This is a genomic window from Sphaerisporangium rufum, assembly GCF_016863395.1.
In the GTDB taxonomy this organism is placed as follows: Bacteria; Actinomycetota; Actinomycetes; order Streptosporangiales; family Streptosporangiaceae; genus Sphaerisporangium; species Sphaerisporangium rufum.
The window spans coordinates 96,770-115,688 of sequence record NZ_BOOU01000034.1; the positions used below are offsets into that span (position 1 = coordinate 96,770).

16 protein-coding genes are annotated in these 18,919 nt (G+C 73.4%); 4 read left to right on the plus strand and 12 right to left on the minus strand.

Going from position 1 to position 18,919, the window contains the following annotated elements; genetic code table 11:
• The first annotated feature begins 55 nt into the window (after positions 1-55).
• The gene (locus Sru01_RS11740) at positions 56-1,534 is read left to right on the plus strand and encodes a cellulose binding domain-containing protein (RefSeq protein ID WP_203984199.1); all 1,479 of its coding nucleotides are present in this window, start codon (positions 56-58) and stop codon (positions 1,532-1,534) included.
• 142 nt (positions 1,535-1,676) lie between these two features.
• Positions 1,677-2,903 (plus strand): cellulose binding domain-containing protein, encoded by a 1,227-nt coding sequence (locus Sru01_RS36190; RefSeq protein ID WP_203984200.1) that lies wholly within the window; start codon positions 1,677-1,679, stop codon positions 2,901-2,903.
• Positions 2,904-2,981: 78 nt separating this feature from the next.
• Here Sru01_RS36190 and Sru01_RS11750 read toward each other — a convergent pair whose 3' ends face one another.
• From Sru01_RS11750 to Sru01_RS11780, 7 genes are read right to left on the minus strand one after another with little or no spacing between them, the layout of a single operon-like run.
• The gene (locus Sru01_RS11750) at positions 2,982-3,872 is read right to left on the minus strand and encodes an amidohydrolase family protein (RefSeq protein ID WP_203984201.1); all 891 of its coding nucleotides are present in this window, start codon (positions 3,870-3,872) and stop codon (positions 2,982-2,984) included.
• Positions 3,869-4,984 carry a nickel pincer cofactor biosynthesis protein LarC gene (larC, locus tag Sru01_RS11755; RefSeq protein ID WP_203984202.1) on the minus strand — a complete coding sequence of 372 codons (1,116 nt, stop codon included), beginning with the start codon at positions 4,982-4,984 and terminating at the stop codon, positions 3,869-3,871. Before larC ends, Sru01_RS11750 begins: the two co-directional genes overlap by 4 nt.
• A gap of 7 nt (positions 4,985-4,991) precedes the next feature.
• Positions 4,992-5,411, minus strand: coding sequence for an RbsD/FucU family protein (locus tag Sru01_RS11760; RefSeq protein ID WP_203984203.1), 420 nt, complete (start codon positions 5,409-5,411; stop codon positions 4,992-4,994).
• Positions 5,393-6,670: a nickel-dependent lactate racemase gene (gene larA / locus Sru01_RS11765; RefSeq protein ID WP_203984204.1), complete on the minus strand. Its 1,278-nt coding sequence runs from the start codon at positions 6,668-6,670 to the stop codon at positions 5,393-5,395. The genes Sru01_RS11760 and larA overlap by 19 nt, the downstream gene beginning before the upstream one ends.
• Entirely contained in the window at positions 6,660-7,619 is a 960-nt protein-coding gene (locus Sru01_RS11770) for an aldo/keto reductase (protein WP_239137325.1), read from the minus strand. The genes larA and Sru01_RS11770 overlap by 11 nt, the downstream gene beginning before the upstream one ends.
• Positions 7,616-8,368 (minus strand): SDR family NAD(P)-dependent oxidoreductase, encoded by a 753-nt coding sequence (locus Sru01_RS11775; protein ID WP_203984206.1) that lies wholly within the window; start codon positions 8,366-8,368, stop codon positions 7,616-7,618. The genes Sru01_RS11770 and Sru01_RS11775 overlap by 4 nt, the downstream gene beginning before the upstream one ends.
• A complete protein-coding gene (locus tag Sru01_RS11780; RefSeq protein WP_203984207.1) occupies positions 8,365-9,213 on the minus strand; it encodes a fumarylacetoacetate hydrolase family protein in 849 nt (282 codons plus the stop codon). The genes Sru01_RS11775 and Sru01_RS11780 overlap by 4 nt, the downstream gene beginning before the upstream one ends.
• A gap of 160 nt (positions 9,214-9,373) precedes the next feature.
• Between Sru01_RS11780 and Sru01_RS11785 the strand changes: the two genes are divergently transcribed.
• A complete protein-coding gene (locus Sru01_RS11785) occupies positions 9,374-10,687 on the plus strand; it encodes an L-fuconate dehydratase (protein WP_203984208.1) in 1,314 nt (437 codons plus the stop codon).
• Positions 10,688-10,864: 177 nt separating this feature from the next.
• Here the strand turns inward: Sru01_RS11785 and Sru01_RS11790 are convergent, their stop codons facing one another.
• Positions 10,865-12,214, minus strand: coding sequence for an extracellular catalytic domain type 1 short-chain-length polyhydroxyalkanoate depolymerase (locus Sru01_RS11790; RefSeq protein WP_203984209.1), 1,350 nt, complete (start codon positions 12,212-12,214; stop codon positions 10,865-10,867).
• 256 nt (positions 12,215-12,470) lie between these two features.
• Between Sru01_RS11790 and Sru01_RS11795 the strand changes: the two genes are divergently transcribed.
• Positions 12,471-12,938: a MarR family winged helix-turn-helix transcriptional regulator gene (locus Sru01_RS11795; protein WP_239137327.1), complete on the plus strand. Its 468-nt coding sequence runs from the start codon at positions 12,471-12,473 to the stop codon at positions 12,936-12,938.
• A gap of 38 nt (positions 12,939-12,976) precedes the next feature.
• Here Sru01_RS11795 and Sru01_RS11800 read toward each other — a convergent pair whose 3' ends face one another.
• From Sru01_RS11800 to Sru01_RS11815, 4 genes are all read right to left on the minus strand, one after another.
• Positions 12,977-13,702, minus strand: coding sequence for a FadR/GntR family transcriptional regulator (locus tag Sru01_RS11800; RefSeq protein WP_203984210.1), 726 nt, complete (start codon positions 13,700-13,702; stop codon positions 12,977-12,979).
• Positions 13,703-13,896: 194 nt separating this feature from the next.
• Positions 13,897-16,221 (minus strand): beta-L-arabinofuranosidase domain-containing protein, encoded by a 2,325-nt coding sequence (locus Sru01_RS11805; protein WP_203984211.1) that lies wholly within the window; start codon positions 16,219-16,221, stop codon positions 13,897-13,899.
• A 508-nt stretch (positions 16,222-16,729) separates the two neighbouring features.
• Positions 16,730-18,325: a lectin gene (locus Sru01_RS11810; protein ID WP_203984212.1), complete on the minus strand. Its 1,596-nt coding sequence runs from the start codon at positions 18,323-18,325 to the stop codon at positions 16,730-16,732.
• 123 nt (positions 18,326-18,448) lie between these two features.
• A partial coding sequence (locus Sru01_RS11815) for an RICIN domain-containing protein (RefSeq protein WP_203984214.1) occupies positions 18,449-18,919 on the minus strand: 471 nt, incomplete at its 5' end.

The following is an 18,919-nucleotide window of genomic DNA, read 5'->3' on the forward strand; positions in this document are numbered from 1 at the left end:
CGGTTAGCTCCAGACCACACCCGCCGGTGAACCCGTCATCGGAGAACGGACCGCCATGAGACTCAGCCGCCTGGCCGGGCCGGCCGCGGCCCTCGCCGCCGTCCTTGCGACCATGCTCGCCACCATGCTCGCGATGCCGCTCGGCGCCAGGGCCGCCGCCGGAGACGGGACGCCGGCCGACCCGAACATCGGCTTCACCGGCCGGTGGGACACCCGCGACAGCACCGCCTACGTCCCGGGCTGGGCCGGCGCCTACCTCAGGGTCGGCTTCACCGGCACCACCGTCAAGCTGAAGCAGCGCGACGCCATCGACCTCTACTACAGCATCGACGGCGGCCCGGACGTGTACCTGCAGAACGTGCGCGGCACGGTCGACCTGACCCCCGCCCGGTTGCCGGCCGGCGAGCACACCCTGCGGGTGTCCTATCGCGTGGTGGCCGGGTCCTACCACGGTGACGCGGTGTTCCAGGGACTGGTGCTGGACCAGGGCGCGCGCACGCTGCCCGCCCGGCCGGTCGGCGGCACGGTGGAGTTCGTCGGCGACTCCATCACCGTCGGCACCACCACCTCCAAGAACGCCCTCACCGCCTACGGATGGCTGGTCGGCGAGCAGCTCGGCCTGGATCACACGCAGGTCGCCCAGGGCGGCGCCTGCCTGGTCAGCACCGCGGACGGCTGCGTCGGCCTGGACCGCCGCTTCGTGAAGGTCAGCGCCGTCGACGGCGCCGCCGACCACGACTTCTCCCGCTACCAGGCGGACGTCGTCGTGATCAATCTCGGCACCAACGACGCCGGGCACGGCGTGTCGACGACGCAGTTCCAGAACTCCTACGTCGAGCTGCTGCGCACCGTCCGGAGCAGGTATCCGGCGGCCGCGATCCTGGCGCTGCGCACCTTCCGCGGGCGGTTCGTCCCGCAGACCCAGGCCGCGGTGCAGACCGTCAACAACGCCGGCGACCGCAACGCCTTCTTCGTCGACACCGACGGATGGGTGCCGCCGGACGGCCTGTCCGACAGCGTGCACCCCAACGACGCCGGCCACCGGGCGATCGCCGCCCGGCTGGCGCCGATCGTCGCCGCGCACCTCGCCCCGCGCCCCACCCCCACCCCCACCCCCGCTGTGACGCCCACCTGGACGCCGACGCCCTCGGCGACACCCAGCCCGGCGCCCACCCCGACACCGACACCGACACCGACACCGAGCGGCCCGGACGCCGGATGCACCGCGCGGTACACGGTGGTCAACCAGTGGCCGGGCGGCTTCCAGGGTGAGGTACAGGTGACCAACACCGGTGGCACGACCCTGAACCCGTGGACGCTGCGCTGGACCTTCGCCGACGGCCAGCGGATCGGCCAGGGCTGGAACGGCGCCTTCGCCCAGACCGGTGCCACCGTCGCCGTCACCGGCCCGGACTGGAGCCCGGCCCTGGCCCCCGGCGCGGTGGCGACGGTGGGCTTCAGCGCGAGCTGGACCGGCGCCAACAGCGTGCCCGCCTCCTTCACCCTCAACGGCGCCGGCTGCCGGTCCGCCTGAACGCGTCCGGCGGCGTCCCCCGGCGTCGCTAGGCGTCCTCCGACGTCCTTGAGGTCCCGCTCCGTCCCTGATCCACCGGCTCCACCCGCCGGCCGCCGCCATGGCGGCCGGTTCGGGCCGACCCCCCAGAAAGCGAGCTCAGATGAAGACGTTCCGACGACGGGCCACCGCCCTGATCGCGCCGATCGTGGCGGCCCTGGCCGGTGCGCTGGTATGGATGGCGGGGGCGCCGCCCGCCGGCGCCGCGGCCGGCTGCGCCGTCCGGTACCAGATCACCAGCCAGTGGTCCGGCGGGTTCGGCGCGGACGTCACGGTGACCAATCTCGGTGACGCGATCAGCGGCTGGACTTTCGCCTGGACGTTCACCGCCGGCCAGCGGGTCACCCAGGCGTGGAACGCGACGGTCGCCCAGAGCGGGAGCGGCGTCACCGCCAAGGACGCCGGTTACAACGCCACCATCCCCGCCGGCGGCTCGGTGACCTTCGGGTTCAACGGCTCCTGGACCGGCGCCAACCCGGTGCCCACCTATTACGCGCTCAACGGCACCGCCTGCAACGGGCCGGCCACCCCGTCGCCGTCTCCCAGCCCGTCCCCCAGCCCGACCGCCACCCCGACGGTGACGCCGACGCCCAGCCCGACGCCCACGCCGGCGCCGGGCCGCGTCACCGTGTGGCTGGCCGGCGACTCCACCGTCGCCAACGGCTCGGGCAACATCGTGGGCTGGGGCCGGGAGTTCGGCCAGTACCTCACCTCGAACGCCACGGTGGTCAACAGCGCCGTGGGCGGCCGCAGCGTGCAGACCTGGCTGTACGAGTCGGCCGTCACCGGCCAGAAGAACTCCGCCGGCGAGTGCGTGCTCAGCTCGAACGCCTACGCCGCCCGCTGGCAGGCCATGCTCGACGCCTCGACCGGGATGAAGGCCGGCGACCACCTGTTCATCCAGTTCGGCATCAACGACGGGGACTCGGCCTGCCCGCGCCATGTCGGCGCCACCCGGTTCCGCGAGCTGCTCACCACCATGGTGCAGGCGGCCCGGCAGCGCGGCGCCAACCCGGTGCTGGTCACCTCCACCGCCGCGCTGACCTGCAGCGGGAGCACCGCCACCGGCAACCGCGGCTTCCTCACCGATACCTTCGCCGTCGGCACCGCCACCGGCACGCCGGTCATCGACCTGCACAAGCTGAGCTACACGCTCTACAACACGCTGCGCTTCTGCCCGTTCAACGGCGACTACACCTCCGGCCCGGTCGGCGCGTTCTTCGCCGACGACCACACCCACTTCGAGGCGGCCGGCGCCCGGCAGATCGCCGGACTGGTCGCCGGAGCGGTCCGTGACCAGCGGCTTGGCCTGGCGGCCTACCTGCGATAGCGGCGGCGCCGGGGGCGTCCGGCGCGGGGGCGGGCCCGGGTGCGCGACGCACCGGCCGCCCCCGCGCCGCGCGCCCGGTCAGGACGCGGCGTCGAGGGGCAGGCGGTAGACGCGGGCGGCGGTGCCGGCGAACACCGCGGCCCGCTCGGCGGCCGGCAGGCCGAGGTCGTCCAGCAGGCCCTCGGCGGTGGCGGTCCAGTCCGGCAGCGTGCCGGCCAGCAGGCAGACCGGCCAGTCCGAGCCGAACATCAGCCGGTCCGGCCCGAAGGCCTCCAGCGCGACCTCGGCGTACGGGCGCAGCGTCGCGGCGTCCCACCGGTCCCACCGCGCCTCGGTGATCAGGCCGGACAGCTTGGCGGTGACGTTCGGCTCGGCGGCCAGCTCGCGCAGCAGCCCGGCCCACGGCTCCAGCTCGCCGGTCGCGACCGGCGGCTTGGCCAGATGATCCAGCACGAAGGAGAGCCCGGGAAGCGCGCGGACCGTCTCGATCGCGGCGGGCAGCTGGTGCGGCACCACCAGCAGGTCGTACACCAGCCCGGCGTCCGCCACCGCGCCCAGGCCGCGGCGCACGTCGTCGCGGGCCAGCCAGCGCGGGTCGGCCTCCCCCTGTACCAGGTGGCGGATGCCGCGCAGCAGGCCGCCGCCGGGCGCGGCGGCCAGTGCGGCGAGCTCGGCGGGAAGGTCGGGCCGGGTCAGGTCGGCCCAGCCCACCACCGCGCCGATGATCTCGGACTCGGCGGCGGTGGCGAGGAACTCCCGGGTCTCGGCGGCGTCCGGCAGCACCTGGACCAGCACCGAGGCGGTGACGCCCGCCGCGGCGGCCGCGGCGGCGTGGTCGGCGGTGGTGAAGTCGCGGCGGACCGGGGCCATGTGCTCGGGGTCCAGCCACTCCTGCGGCCGCCGGGCCAGCTCCCACAGGTGGTGGTGGGCGTCGATCCGCCCGGGGGCGGGGGGATGTGCGGTGCTCACAGCGCGTCCAGTGCCTCTCGTGCCAGCTGGCGCAGCGGCCGGCCGGACGCGGCGGCCACCTGGACCAGGTCGTCGTACTCGGGCTTGGCGCCGGCCGGGCCGTGCTTGACGCGGACCGGCCGGCCGTGGATCTCCACGGTCTCGGTGTGGCGCGGCAGCGCCACCTTGTCGACGAAGGCGCGGCGCAGCCCGAGGCCGCCGGTCTCGGCCAGCACCAGTTCCTGCAGCCGGTCGGCCCGCTCCGGGTCGGCCAGCACGTGCAACACGTGCGCCGGCCGGCCCTTCTTCATCACCGCCGGGGTGACCCAGGCGTCGGCGGCGCCGGCGCCCAGCGCGCGCTCGATGACGTATCCGAGCACCTCTCCGGTCACGTCGTCCAGGTTGACCGACAGGACGACCTGCCGGGAGGCCTGCGCGACCGGCTCGCCGAGCATCGCCACCACCACGTTCGGCCGGTCCGGCAGGACGCGCGACCCGGCGCCGTACCCGGTGGCCGCCAGGGTCATCTCCGGCGGCGGGCCGTAGCCGGTGCCCGCCGCGCGCAGCAGCGCGGCGCCGGTGGGGGTGACCGTCTCGCCGGTCCCGCCGCCGCGCACCCGGGCGCCGGCCAGCAGGGCGAGGGTGGCCGGGGCGGGGACCGGCAGCACGCCGTGCCGGGTGCGCACCGTCCCGCCGCCGAGCGGCAGCGGCGCCGAGTACACCTCGCTCACCCGCAGGTCGCGCAGCGCGGCGGCGCAGCCGACCACGTCGACCAGGGTGTCGTGGCCGCCGAGCTCGTGCAGGTGCACCTCGGCGGCGGGCCGCCCGTGGATCGCGCCTTCGGCCTCGGCGATGGCGGCCAGCGCGGCGTCGGCCAGCGGCAGCCCGGCGCGGGCGGCCATCGCGGCCAGCTCGGCCGCGGGGCGCTCGGTGGCGTCGTCGTCCACCTCGACCCGCACCCGGGTGGCGGCCAGCCCGCCGGCGTCCACCCGCTCGGCCGTCAGCCGCCAGCCGGTCAGGCCGGTGGCGGCGACCGCGCGGCGCACCGCGTCCGGCGACGCGCCCGCGTCCAGCAGCGCGGCCAGCAGCATGTCCCCGGCCAGGCCGGTGCCCGGGTTCAGGTAGAGGATCATGAACGGGTCACGGGACGATGTGGCCGACGGTCAGCAGCAGGTTGGCGTACAGCCGCTCGTCGCCGGTGGCGACCGCGAGGGCGACGTCGGCGCCGCGGGCCTGCCGGTAGAACTCGTGGCGGTCGAGCGCCTGGATGGGCGGCCCGCCGCCGAGCAGCTCGCGGTAGCGGGCGAGCACCTCCGGCTCGCCGCCCTGGTCGGGGCGCATCGAGTGCACCGCCTCCAGCGGCACCGCCTCCGCCAGCAGCTCCAGCACGTCGTCCACCCGGACCAGGCCGGCGCGCAGGTTCAGGTGGACGACCGGGGCGCCGGGGCGGACGTTGACGTCGCAGGCGTAGTTGCCGTCGGCGAGCAGCACGCGCGAGCCGTGCCCGGTGCCGGCCAGCGCGGCCAGCAGCGGCGGGTGGGTCAGGCGGTGGCGGAGCACGCGGCCTCCTCGGCGAGGTACGGGATCGTCATCGGGCCCTCGGGCAGCACGCAGATCCGGCCGGGCAGCCCGCGGGCGGTGGCGGCGATGTCGGCGGTCTGCTCCAGGTGGGCGGCGGCCAGCTCGGCGTCGCCCAGGTGCGAGGTGTGCATGACGACGCGGGCGGCGCGCTGGATGCGGGCCTGGATCTGCACCTGCCACTGGTCGGGCACCGTGTGCTCGCGCCGGGAGATCTCGTCGAACAGTGCCGCCGGGGACGGCGCGGAGGTGAGCACCTCGCGGTAGGAGCCGTGGTCGGGGAACCCGTCGCGGCACTCGGCGGCGCAGATGATGGTGCCGCCGGGCCGGACGACCTGGGCGGCGGCGCTCATGCCCTTGACCGACTGGTAGAGGTTCTGGTCCAGCGGGAAGCCCGCGTTGGTGGTGATCACCACGTCGAAGGGCGCGGGCACCGGGCGCATCGCGGCGGCGCGGGCGGCGGCGGTGGCGGCGGCGTGCATGGCGGCCAGGTCGCCGCCGAACGCCTGGACGATCCGCTGCTCGCGGTTCAGCACCACGTCCAGGGCGAAGGTGACCCCGGTGGCGGCGGCGATGGCCCGCACGTCGTCGTGCACCGGGTTGCCCTCGATGACGCCCCAGGTGGCCCGGGGGTCGCCGATCCGGGCGGCGTCGTGCAGGGTGAGGACGGTCTCCAGCGCGGCCAGGCCGGGGGCGACCAGTTTGGGCCCGCCGGAGAACCCGGCGAAGAAGTGCGGCTCGACGAAGCCGGTGGTGATCCGCACGTCGGCGTCGGCCCACTCGCGGTTGAGCCAGACCGGGACGTCCTTGCCGTGCCGGCCCATCCAGCGCAGCGATCCGGCGTCGCGCGCGTCGTGGTTGACGACGCGGACGGAGTCCATGACCTGGTCGCCGAACATGGCGCGCAGCTCGGCGGGGCTGTTGCCGCGGTGGGTGCCGGTGGCGACCAGCACCACCACGTCGGCGAGGTCGACGATGCCGTCCAGCTCGGCCAGCACGGCCGGGATCATCAGGTGCCGGGGCTGGGGGCGGGTGCCGTCGCAGGCGGAGATGGCGACCGTCTGCCCGCGGCGCACCCGCTCGCGCAGCGGCGGCCCGGCCACCGGGTGGCGCAGCGCCCGCCGCAGCTCGGCGGCCTCGTCGGCGGCGGCCGGCCGGGCCACCGGGGTGATCACGGTGGTCCGGTCCTCCGGCAGGTCGACGGCGAGCCCGCCGCTGCCGTAGGCCAGGTCAACCCGCATGCTCCAGCTCCTCCCACAGCTCGTCGGGGATGTCGGCCGGAGCGAGGTCCTCGGCCACCTCCTCGGCGCTGCGCGCCCCGATCAGCACGGTGGTGACCGCCGGGTGCCGCAGCGGGAACCGCATGGCGGCGACCGGCAGCGGTACGCCGCGCGCGGCGCACGCGCCGGCGAGCCGGCGGGCCCGGGCGAGCACCTCGGGCGGGGCGTCGGCGTAGTCGTAGGTGGTGCCGCCGGCCAGCACGCCGCTGTTGAGCACGCCGCCGGCGATGACCGCGACGCCGCGCCGCTCGCATTCGGGCAGCAGCTCGGCGGCGGCGGTCCGGTCGAGCAGGGTGTAGCGGCCGGCGACCAGCACCGCGTCCAGGTCGGTCTCCCGGACGAAGCGGGCGAGCATCTCCGCCTGGTTCATTCCGGCGCCGATCGCGCCGATGACCCCCTGGTCGCGCAGTTCGGCCAGCGCCGGGTAGGCCTCGCCGGCGGCCTGTTCCCAGTGGTCGTCGGGGTCGTGGATGAGCACCAGGTCGAACCGGTCCAGGCCGGTGCGGGCCAGGCTGTCGTCCAGCGAGCGGCGCACCCCGTCCCGGCTGTAGTCGCGCACCCGGACCAGGCCGGTGCGGGTGGCGAAGCCCTCGCCGTCGCCCTCGCCGGGCACCAGCACCCGGCCGACCTTGGTGGACACGATCGGCCGGTCCCCGCCGGAGGGCAGGCCGCGCAGGAACCGCCCGAGGCGCTGCTCGGCCAGCCCGGCGCCGTAGTGCGGCGCGGTGTCGAAGTAGCGGATGCCGGCCGCCCAGGCGGCGGCCAGCGTCCGGCCGGCCTCCTCCTCGCCGACCGGGGTGTACAGCCCGGCGAGCGGCGCGGTGCCCAGGCCGAACGGGCCGAGGGCCAGGGCGGCGCCGCGGCCGGGCGGCGCCGGCCGGTGCGGGCCGGACACCGGGCCCGGGGTCACGACGGCTCCGGGCGCAGCCGCAGCGCGGCCATGCCGCCGTCGACCGCCAGCTCGGCGCCGACGGTGGAGCCGGAGGCGGGGCCGGCCAGGTAGGCCACCGCGGCGGCGACCTCCTCGGGGGTGACCAGCCGGCCGTGCGGCTGGCGCGCCGAAAGCGCGGCCCGCTCGGCGGCCGGGTCGGCGGCGGCGTCCAGCAACCGGCCGATCCACGGGGTGTCCACGGTGCCGGGGTTGACGCAGTTGACGCGGATGCCCTCGCGGATGTGGTCGGCGGCCATCGCGCGGGTCAGCGCGAGCACCGCGCCCTTGGACGCCGAGTACACCGCGCGCTGCGGCAGCCCGGCGGTGGCCGCGATGGAGCAGGTGTTGACGATCGCGGCGTGCGGGGAGCGGCGCAGGTGCGGCAGCGCGGCCCGGGTGACGCGGGCGATGCCGACGACGTTGACGTCCAGCACCCGCAGCCACTCCTCGTCGGTGTTGCCGTCCACGGCGCCCTGGGCGCCGATGCCGGCGTTGTTGACCAGCACGTCGATCCGGCCGTACCGCTCGGCGACCGCGGCGACGGCGGCCCGCACGGTGGTGTCGTCGGTGACGTCGCAGGCGAACTCGGTGTCCTTGACGTCCAGCACCGCGACGGTGGCGCCGCGGGCGGCGAGCTCGCGGGCGACCGCCTGGCCGATGCCGGAGGCACCGCCGGTGACGACGGCGACCAGCCCGGCGAACTCGCCGGCCGGCCCGGACGCGGTCACGCCTGCCCCACCGTCTGGCGCTGGCGGCCCAGGCCGTCGATCTCCAGCTCGACCACGTCGCCGGCGCGCAGGTAGGCGTCCGGGCCGCGGCCCATGGCCACCCCGGCCGGGGTTCCGGTGTTCACCACGTCACCCGGCTCCAGCACCATGAACTGGCTCAGGTACCAGATCACGTGGTGCACGCCGAAGATCTGGTTCTTGGTGTCGCCGTCCTGGCGGAGCTCGCCGTTGACCCACAGCCGCATGCCGAGGGCCTGCGGGTCGGCGATCTCGTCCGCGGTGACCAGCCAGGGGCCGAGCGGGTTGAAGGTCTCGCAGGACTTGCCCTTGTCCCACTGGCCGCCACGCTCGATCTGGAACTCGCGCTCGGAGACGTCGTTGGCGATCGCGTAGCCGGCGATCACGCCGGCGGCGTCCTCGGGGCCGGCCAGGTAGCGGGCGGTGCGGCCGATCACGACGGCCAGCTCCACCTCGTAGTCGGTCTTGACGCTGCGGCGCGGCACCAGCACCTCGTCGTCCGGGCCGATCATCGTGTCGGAGGCCTTGAGGAAGACGACCGGCTCGGCGGGCGGGGTGGCCCCGGTCTCCTCGGCGTGGTCGGAGTAGTTCAGCCCGATGCAGACGATCTTCCCGGGCCGGGCGATCGGTGCGCCGATCCGCTCGTGCGGTACGGCGGGGGGCAGCTCCCCGGCGTCCAGGGCGGCCCGGGCCCGGGCGAGGCCGTCGCCGGCGAGGAACGCCCCGTCGATGTCCGCCGTCACCGAGGACAGGTCCAGCACCCGGCCGTCCGGGGCCACCACGCCGGGCCGCTCCGCGCCGCGCGGCCCCACTCTCACCAGTTTCACGGTCTCCTCTTCCGGGGTTCACTCGAGTACCAGACATGCCAGGGTGTCGAGACTGCCACAGACATCGGGTCAAAGCAAGAAATTACCAGCCTTTCTATTGACCTTAACTGGTCAAAGCCGTACTGTCCGGCCATATTCATCGGACCATTTTGGAGACCGCATGCCGACCATCACCTCCGTGGACGTGATCGACGTCCGGTTCCCCACCTCGGCCACCCTGGACGGCTCGGACGCGATGAACCCCGACGGCGACTACTCGGCCGCCTACGTGGTGCTCGGCACGGACGGACACACCGACGGCGACCTGGACGGAGATCTGAGCGGTCACGGGCTCACCTTCACCATCGGCCGCGGGAACGACCTGTGCGTGGCGGCGGCCCGGCAGATCGGGGCCCGGCTGGCCGGCCGGGACGTGGACGAGGTGGCGGGCGACCTGGGCGGGCTGTACCGGGAGATCATGTCCGACAGCCAGCTGCGCTGGCTGGGCCCGGAGAAGGGCGTGGTGCACCTGTCCGCCGCGGCGGTGCTCAACGCCGCCTGGGACCTGGCCGCACGGCGGGCCGGCAAGCCGCTGTGGCGGTTGATCGCGGACATGAGCCCGGAGGAGCTGGTGGCCGCCTGCGATTTCAGCTACCTGTCCGATGTGCTCACCCCGCTCGACGCGGTCGAGATGCTCGCCCGGCTCGCCCCGACCCGCCAGGCGCGGATCGCCGTGCTCGCCGAGTCCGGCTATCCCGCCTACACCACCTCCGCCGGGTGGCTGGGCTACCCCGACGACAAGCTGCGCCGGCTGTGCCGAGAGGCCGTCGCCGAAGGCTGGACGCACGTCAAGCTGAAGGTCGGTGCGAACCTGGACGACGACCTGCGCCGGCTGGCGATCGCCCGCGAGGAGATCGGCGACCGGGCGCTGATGATCGACGCGAACCAGGTGTGGGACGTGCCGCGGGCCATCGAGTGGGTGAACCGGCTGGCGCCCTTCCAGCCGCTGTGGATCGAGGAGCCGACGAGCCCGGACGACGTGCTCGGCCACGCGGCGATCCGCAAGGCGGTCGCGCCGGTCGGGGTGGCGACCGGCGAGCACTGTCACAACCGGGTCATGTTCAAGCAGTTGCTGCAGGCCGGGGCGATCGACTACTGCCAGATCGACTCCTGCCGGCTGGCCTCGGTGAACGAGATCGTCCCAGTGCTGCTGATGGCCGCCAAGTTCGGCGTGCCGGTGTGCCCGCACGCCGGCGGCGTCGGGCTGTGCGAGCTCGTCCAGCACATGTCGATCGTGGACTACGTCTGCGTCAGCGGCAAGCTCGAGGGCCGGGTACTGGAGTACGTCGACCACCTTCACGAGCATTTCACCGATCCGGTACGGATCCGCGATGGCCGCTACCTGCTGCCCGAGCGGCCCGGCTACGGCGCCCGGATGCACGCCGACTCGATCGCCGCCTACCGCTACCCCGACGGCTCGGCCTGGGCCCGCTGACCCGCGGCCGGCGCCCGGCCGGGATCCGCCGGGCGCCGGCCGCGTGACCGGCCCCGGCGTCCCGCACCGGAGGGCGGGGCACCGGGGCCGCTCGTCGCCGGGCCCCGCCGCGCCCGGCCACCCGAGGGTGGCGCGCGCCCCGCGGCGGGCGCGCGCCACCCTGTCATGGTCCCGCCGTCACCCGATGGTGCAGGGCGCGCCGTTCAGGGTGAAGGCGGACGGCGCGGTGTTGCTTCCGCTGTAGGTCCCCTGGAAGCCGAAGGAGGTGGCGCCTCCGGCGGGGATCGCGGCATTGTAGGAGACGTTGCGCGCGGTGGCCTGCGCGCCGGACTGGGTCACCGTGGCGTTCCAGGCGTTGGTGACCCGCTGGTCACCCGGCCAGGTCCAGGTGACCGTCCAGCCGTTGACCGCCGCGGCGCCGGTGTTGGTGACCGTCACGTTCGCGGTGAACCCGTTACCCCAGGAGTCGGCCCGGTAGCCGACCCGGCAGGCGCCGGGCGGGGTGGACGGGGTCGGGGTCGGCGACGGGGTGACGGTGGGCGTCGGGGTCGGGGTCGGGGTCGGGGTCGCGGTGGGGGTGACGGTGGGGGTGGGGGTCGGGGACGGTCCGCTGCCGTTCAGGCCGAAGAACTGGACGGCGACGGCGGCCATGCCGCCGGCCGGCAGGGAGTGGCCCGCGCCCTGGATGGTGTAGGCCTCGACGCGCACGGTGCCGGTGGAGTCGGCGTAGCGGCGCCGGCTCCAGCCGGACTGCGGGGTGTCGGTGCCGGTCGGCGTCTGGCTCAGGCCGTGCACGTTGGTCCACTGCTTGACCTCCTCCTCCAGCTCGGAGAAGGCGACCACGTTGTCGTTGGTGCCGTGCCACAGCTGCATGCGCGGCCACGGCCCCCGGTAGGACGGGTTGGCGTTGCGCACGACGTCGCCCCACTGCTGCGCGGTCTTGCCGACGCACGGCGCCGCGTTGCCGCCCGGCTGGTAGGCCGCCTCGTTGGGGAAGCAGGTGAACGGCACGCCCATGAACGCCGCGCCCGCCTTGAACACCTCGGGATACAGCGCCAGCATGGCGTTGGTCATCATGGCGCCCGACGAGCTGCCGGTGGCGAACACCCGGTTGGCGTCGCCGTGGTAGCGCTCCTCGACATAGGTGATCATGGACATCAGCGACACCGGGTCGGTCCGCCCGCCGCGCACCTTGGAGGCCTCCGACCAGTTGTCGAAGCAGTTGGCCTTCTTGGAGGCCGATGGGTAGATCACGATGAAGCCGTACTGGTCGGCCAGCGAGGCGAACTGGCTGGACGAGTAGAAGCCCGGCCCCGAGCCGCCGCAGGGGTGCATGGCCAGCACGATCCCCGGGCTCGCCTGCACGTTGTTCGGCACGTACAGGTGCATGCGCAGGTTGCCGGGATTGTCACCGAAGCCGGTCACCTCGGTAAGGGTGGCCGCCGTGGCCGGTGGTGCGATCACCAGGGCCGCGGCGCACAGCACCGCGGCGCAGGCGCCGGAGAGCAATGAGATGAATCGCTTCATCCGCTCCTCCTCTGCTCTTATCGCGGCGGCCGCCGTTGTCCGGCGTACCGGGCGGGAGCGCCGCCGGTATGGCGAGAACCTGACGTCAGCCGGTATAGGAGGACGCCGTCCGCCGGTCAAGGCGCCGCCGGGCGGCGCCGGACGGGCGGCCCCCGGCCGGAACATGTTTCCGCTGCATATCAAGCAACTTGTTATCAAGTGACTTGATATTAGACCGCGAAACTTACATTGGGCGGCGGCGCGGTATCGTCGTCCGGTGACCGCCCGCCGCTCCCGCCCGCCCGCCCCGCCGGCCGGGCCCGCGCCGCGCCTGAGCTACCTGGTGTTCCGGCTCGAGCGCCGCATCCGCGCCCGCCTGGACGACGCGCTCGCCCGGCACGGTGTCACCACCACGGCGTACATGGCGCTCAGCGAGCTGCGCGCCCGCGACGGGCTGTCGTCGGCGGAGCTGGCCCGTATCGCCTTCGTCACCCCGCAGGCCATGAACCTGGTGATCCGCGATCTGGAGCGGCGCGGCCTGATCCGCCGCGACCCGCACCCGGCGGGCGGCCGGGTGCTGTCGGCCCGGCTCACCCCCGAGGGCCTGGCGGTGCTGGGCCGCTGCGACGGGTCGCTGGACGACATCGAGGCGGTCATGCTCGCCAAGGTGGACGACGCGACGCGCGGGGCCCTGGCCGACGGCCTCACCATGTGCGCGCGCTCGCTGCGCCGCGACCTTCCCTGATCTGCCTGGCCCCGGACGCCCGCGCCCGGCGCGGACCGTCAGGCCCCCGGCCGGCCGGTCCGGCGCGGGCCGGCGCCGGGCGAGGCCCGGCGGATGTTGTCCCGTACCCAGGTCTCGGTGGCGCTCACGTGCATGAGCGCCGCCGCCTGGGCCAGCGGGGCGTCCCGGGCGGCCAGCGCCTCGTAGATCGCCACGTGCTCGGCGACGGTCCGGGCGGCCACGTCGTCCTCGACCATGCCGCGCCACACCCGGGTGCGCAGCGTGCGGCCGGAGATCCCGCCGAGCAGGGCGCTCAGCGACTTGTTCTGCGTCGCGGCCAGCACCGCGCGGTGGAAGGCGTCGTCGTGCTGGTTCAGCGCCTCCACGTCGTCCTGCGCCTCGATCATCGCGGTCAGGCAGCGGTGCACCTCGGCCAGCTGCTCGGCGGTGATGCGCGTGGCCGCCAGCCCGGTCGCCACCGGCTCGAACAGCCGCCGCAACTCGGTGATCTCCAGCAGGTCGTCGCCGCGCATCAGCTCGACCGCCACGCCCACCCCTTCGAGCAGCAACTCCGGAGCGAGACTCGTCACGTAGGTGCCGTCACCCCGGCGCACCTCCAGCACCCTGGTGGTGACCAGCGAGCGGACCGCCTCCCGGAGCAGGTTGCGCGACAGGCCGAGTTCGGCCGCCAACTCCTGTTCGGGGGGCAACCGGGCGCCCGGCGGCAGGGTTCCGGACTTGATGAGTTCCCGGATGCGGACGATGGCCTGCTCCGTCAGTGACATACGTAAATCTTGGTCCCTCCCGCCGGCCGGAATCCACCTGCCGCCCCGCCGGAACGCATCCGCCGGAGCCGGGCGCGCAGCCGCCCGCCGGCGACGGACGGCCGCGCGCCGGTGGCGGGCGGCTCGCCCGCCACCGGCCGGCCGGTGGGCCGTACCGTCCCGTGAGGTCGTCCCCCGAGTTCGGCCCCGCGACGTCAGACGTTGGTGATGGTCCACTGGTTGTTGCTGCTGGAGTTGGGCGTCCACATGCCGACGGTGGAGCCGGCGGTGCCGTTGCCCATGCCGTCCAGCGCGGTGCCGGTCCCCCGGTTGATGATCTGCCTACGGCCGTTGCCCACGTCGTTCAGCCGCCACTGCTGGTTGTTGCCGCCGTTCCACCCCGACTGCCGGCACACCGCGCCGTTGGCGGTGTTGCCCCAGCTGTCGAGCACCATGCCGTTGGTCCGGTTCACGATGCGATACCAGCCGCCGCCCAGGTCCACCAGCTGCCACTGCAGGTTGTTGTTGCCGTCCCAGTTCCACTGCTTGAGGTTGGACCCCGAGGCCACGTTGCCGCCGCTGTCCAGCACCAGCCCGGTGGTGCCGTTGGCGATCCGCACGTAACCGGTCGGCGGGGTGCCGCCGCCGGTGGTGCTCCAGTAGACGGTGTAGTTGTGCCCGTGTGCGTCGTAGAACGGGATCAGGTTGACCGAGGAGCCGTTCGCGGTGGCGGTGAAGGTGAGGGCGGTGGAGCCGGTCCGGGTGATCGAGGAGGTGGTCAGGGCCGGCAGGGCCGACAGCGCGGTGTTCCCGTAGTTCCCCGACAGCACGACCGGGCCGTAGGTGACCGCCGCGACGTTCTGGTTGTCGTTGGCCGCCTTCATGATCACCCGCATGGGCAGCCGGACCGTGACGGTGTCGCCGTCGGCCCAGGTGCGGTTGAGCACCGCGTAGCTGCCGGGGTTGGCGGCGACGTCCTGCTGGGCGCCGTTGACGCTGACGGTGGCGCCGGTGGCCCAGGCGGGAATGCGGACGCGCATCGTCCACGATCCGGCGGCGTTCCCGGTGACCTGCAGCGTGGTGGTGTCGCTCACCGGATAGGTGGTGGTCTGGGTGACCGTGATGCCGCGCTGCGACCAGTTCAGCACCGACGGTGTGAACAGGTTCACCGTCAGTGTGGTGCCGTTGTAGAAGTAGATGGAGTCCGCCAGCGCGGTGTTGACCTCGATGCCGGTGCCCTGGCAGCACCAGAAGGAGTTGTAGTCGGTGCTCCAGGTGCCCCCGCCCCACGCCGGGCCCACGCCACGGCGGCCACCGGGCTTGAGCGGGGTGAAGTAGGTGACGTGCCCGTGGGCGTCGGCGGGGTTCTGCGCGCCGAGGATGTGGTTGAACAGGGCCTGCTCGTAGAAGTCCGCGTAGGCGACCTGGTCGGGGTTGAGCAGCCACAGCTCGCGGGTGAGCTTGAGCATGTTGTAGGTGTTGCAGTGCTCGCAGGTGTCGTTGCTCAGGTACCCGGCGATGGCGTTGGGCGGCCGGAAGTGCTCGGCCTGGCTGTTGCCGCCGATCGCGTAGGTGTGCGCGCCGACGGTGATGTTCCAGGCGTTGGTGGCGATGTCGCGGTAGCGGGTGGTGCCGGTGGCCTTGTACTCGCGGGCGGCGCCGATCCACTTGGGCACCTGGGTGTTGGCGTGCAGCCCGTTGAGCTGGTCCTGGTTCGCCGCCAGCGGGTTGAACACCGCCGCGTGGTCGAACCGCTGTGCCACCGCCAGCCAGCGCGCGTCCCCGGTCTGCTGGTACACGTCGGTCAGCACCGCGTTCATGCCGCCGAACTCGGTGCCCAGCATGGACTGCATCTGGCTCGAGCTCAGCCGGCCGGTCCGCCCGTCCACCCAGCCGGCCAGGGCCAGCAGTACGTCGCGCGCCTGGTTGTTGCCCATCAGCCGCCAGACGTCCAGCAGGCCGGCCATGGTCTTGTGGATGCAGTAGTACGGCACGTTGCCGTTGCTCAGCGTGCGCGCCTCCAGGGCGGTGAAGTCCGACTCCGGGAAGCCGGACAGGTAGCCCGCGCCGAAGCCCGCGGCACCGTTGTTCGCCTGGCACTTGGCCAGCTCGGCCACCATGTAGGTGGCCTTGTCCCCGCAGGTGGTGTCACCGAGGACCGCGTAGGCCTGCGCCCAGGCGGTGAGGAAGTGCCCTTGCATGTGGGTGCGGAACGGGAAGGACGGCGCGTCCCATCCGCCGTTGCTCGCCGCGCCGTTGGTGGACAGCCGGTGGTTGGCCCGGAAGTTGTAGAGCATCCGGTTCACGTCGACGAACCGGAGGTAGGACAGCGTGCGGTTCTGGTTGTCCATCCAGCGGCCCGCGGTGAGCCGCACCTGACCCGCGTCGAACGCGTACGCCGACACCCCGATGTCCGCACGCGCCGGCGGAACGGCGGCCTCGGCCGCGGTGGCGCCGAGGACCGGGCCGGCGGCGGAGGCGACGGCGGCGGCGCCCGCGGCCTGGAACAGCTGCCGGCGACTGAACGGCATGGACGTCATCTGCTCTCCCGAAATAGTGTGAGCGTTAACAAGTGCGCCCTATCGCCGGACCGCCGACCAGCCGGGTACGCGGAGCCGCCGCGCCGCACCGATCGTGGCGATCGGCCGCGTCCGCACGATCGCGGCGCCGGAGGCATCCTGCCGGTCCAGTGTGAAAATCGCGATAAAAGTTGTCAAGGCACGGCTCGGACAATTTCAGCCGACCGTCTGGTCTTTCGCCCGCATCGGAGCAGCTGACGTCGCTTATCCCGGTTACGGTGATCGGCCGATTTCGGTGAACGGTTCATCGCCGCGCTCCGGCCGGCCGGTCGGCGCCGGAACGTTAAGCGATCGGTCGTGCGTACTTACCGAATTTCTTCCCATCGTTTTCCGCATATCAATGGCGTGAGGCGGGACCGGACCTCCGGCCCATGACGGGCGCGCGGGTCGCGCGCCCGTCAGGTGGTGGCCGCCGCCGGGCCGCTCGGCTCACCCGGCCCGGCGGCGGTGCTCGTGGTGGACCGGCGCGTCAGGTGCGGGTCCAGCGCTGGTTGGTGCCGCCGTTGCAGGACCAGATGACCAGCTTGGTGCCGTTGGCGGTGGCGTTGTTCGGCACGTCCAGGCACTTGTTGGCGCCGACCGCGGTGATGCTGCCGTCGGCGTTGAACCGCCACTGCTGGTTGTTCTGCCCGTTGCAGTCCCAGATGATGACGTTCGTTCCGTCGGCGGTGCCGCGGTTGTTCACGTCCAGGCACTTGTTGCCGTACACCCGCAGCTCCCCGGACGCGGTCTGCGTCCACTGCTGGCCGGTGCCGCCGTTGCAGTCCCAGATCTGGGCCTGCGTCCCGTTGGCCGACGATCCCGCATCCAGGCACCGGCCCGAGGCGACCGCCTTGATCGCGCCGTTCCCCGGCAGGGTGGGCGTCGGGGACGGCGACGGGGCAGGGCCGCCGCCGCTCACGATGTACATCGCGGCGCCGTGCCCGGGCACCGACGCGCTGATGGTGCCGGAGGAGGCGGCGGTCGAGTGCGCCCACAGGTCGCGCACCGAGTAGGACCCGCCTGAGCCGAGCCCCAGCGCGGTGGCGGTGGTGGACACCGTCGCGGTGGAGGTGCCCCGGTTGAGCAGCACGACCGCGACCGAGCCGTTGGACATCGGCTTACGCCAGACCTCCAGGTTCCCGTTGTCGCTGATCTTGTGCCCCTGCTTGCCGCCCCAGTCCTGGTTCACCGCGATGACCTCGGTGTTGGTGAGGATCGTCCGGGTGTCGGCACTCATCGTACGCAGGTCGTTGCCCGCGATCAGCGGCGCGTTCAGCAGTGCCCAGAGGCTGAAGTGCGCGCGGCCCTCGGTGCCGTTGAGCGAGCCGACGCCGACCTCCAGCATGTCCGGGTCGTTCCAGCCGCCCGGCCCGGAGTAGTTCTCCAGCCCGACCTGCTGGTCCAGCAGGCTGGTGATCGAGCCCCAGTTGGCCTGGATGTCGCCGGTCGTCCGCCAGGAGTTGCCGGTCGCCATGCCCCAGGTCCACACCGACTCCTGGCCCCAGTTGCACAGGCTGTACAGGATCTGCCGACCGGTGGCGGCGAGCGCGTCCCGCATGGCGGTGTACCGCTGCTGCCCGTTCTTGCCCTGGTGGTCACCGCAGTTGTCGTACTTGAGGTAGTCGATGCCCCAGGACGCCCACAGGGCCGCGTCCCGCCGCTCGTAGTTCAGGCTCGCCGGGTAGCCGGCGCAGGTGGTGGTGCCCGCCGAGGAGTAGATGCCGAGCTTCAGCCCCTTGGAGTGGACGTAGTCGGCCACCGCCTTGATGCCGTTGGGGAACTTCTGCGGGTCGGGCACCAGGTCGCCGGCGGCGTTGCGGCTCTTGGTCGACCAGCAGTCGTCGATGTTGACGTAGGTGTAGCCGGCGTCCTTCATCCCGGAGGACACCATGATGTCGGCGGTCTGCCGGACCAGGCCGTCGTTGACGTTGCAGCCGAAGCTGTTCCAGTCGTTCCAGCCCATCTGCGGGGTGCGGGCCAGGCCGTTGTCCAGCGCGGCCACCGGTGATGTCGCACCGCCCACCGCCGTCAGGGACCCGGCGGCCAGCGCCGCCGCCATCGTCCATTTGAATATCTTGCGCATCTCACTCCTACCTGCTCGGGTGGGGACGGCCGGGTTCGCACCGGGGCCGCGAGGGCGATCGGCCGGCGCCTCCGCCGGGGCGGCCGGCTCTGCCGCCCCGGCGGAGGAACTCGCGGGTGGACCTCAGGCGCGGGTCCACTGCTGGTTGGTGCCGCCGTGGCAGGACCAGATGTGCAGCCTGCTGCCGTTGGCGGTGCCGTAGTTGGCCACGTCCAGGCACTTGTTCGCGCCGACCGCGGTGATCGTGCCGTCGGCGTTGAAGCGCCACTTCTGGTTGTTCTGGCCGTTGCAGTCCCAGATGATCACGCCGCTGCCGTCGGCGGTGCCGCCGCCGTTGACGTCCAGGCACTTGCCGCCGTACACCCGCAGCTCGCTCGCCGCGGTCGCGGACCACTGCTGGTTGGCCTGCCCGTTGCAGTCCCAGATCTGCAACTGCGCCCCGTTGGACTGCGAAGCGCCCGAGACGTCCAGGCACCGGCCCGACCCCACCCCCTTGATGGCACCCGCGCCCGCCGGCGGCGTGGAGGGGGACGGGGAGGGCGACGGCCCGGTACCGGGGTCACCGATGCTGCCGGGGACGGTCTGCAGGGCGGA

Coding starts and splice junctions, on each gene's coding strand:
- larA (WP_203984204.1), bottom strand. CDS start 6,670: ATGCGGGTTGACCTGGCCTACGGCAGCGGCGGGCTCGCCGTCGACCTG.
- Sru01_RS11740 (WP_203984199.1), top strand. CDS start 56: ATGAGACTCAGCCGCCTGGCCGGGCCGGCCGCGGCCCTCGCCGCCGTC.
- Sru01_RS11785 (WP_203984208.1), top strand. CDS start 9,374: ATGCCGACCATCACCTCCGTGGACGTGATCGACGTCCGGTTCCCCACC.
- larC (WP_203984202.1), bottom strand. CDS start 4,984: ATGATCCTCTACCTGAACCCGGGCACCGGCCTGGCCGGGGACATGCTG.
- Sru01_RS11805 (WP_203984211.1), bottom strand. CDS start 16,221: ATGACGTCCATGCCGTTCAGTCGCCGGCAGCTGTTCCAGGCCGCGGGC.
- Sru01_RS11800 (WP_203984210.1), bottom strand. CDS start 13,702: ATGTCACTGACGGAGCAGGCCATCGTCCGCATCCGGGAACTCATCAAG.
- Sru01_RS11790 (WP_203984209.1), bottom strand. CDS start 12,214: ATGAAGCGATTCATCTCATTGCTCTCCGGCGCCTGCGCCGCGGTGCTG.
- Sru01_RS36190 (WP_203984200.1), top strand. CDS start 1,677: ATGAAGACGTTCCGACGACGGGCCACCGCCCTGATCGCGCCGATCGTG.
- Sru01_RS11810 (WP_203984212.1), bottom strand. CDS start 18,325: ATGCGCAAGATATTCAAATGGACGATGGCGGCGGCGCTGGCCGCCGGG.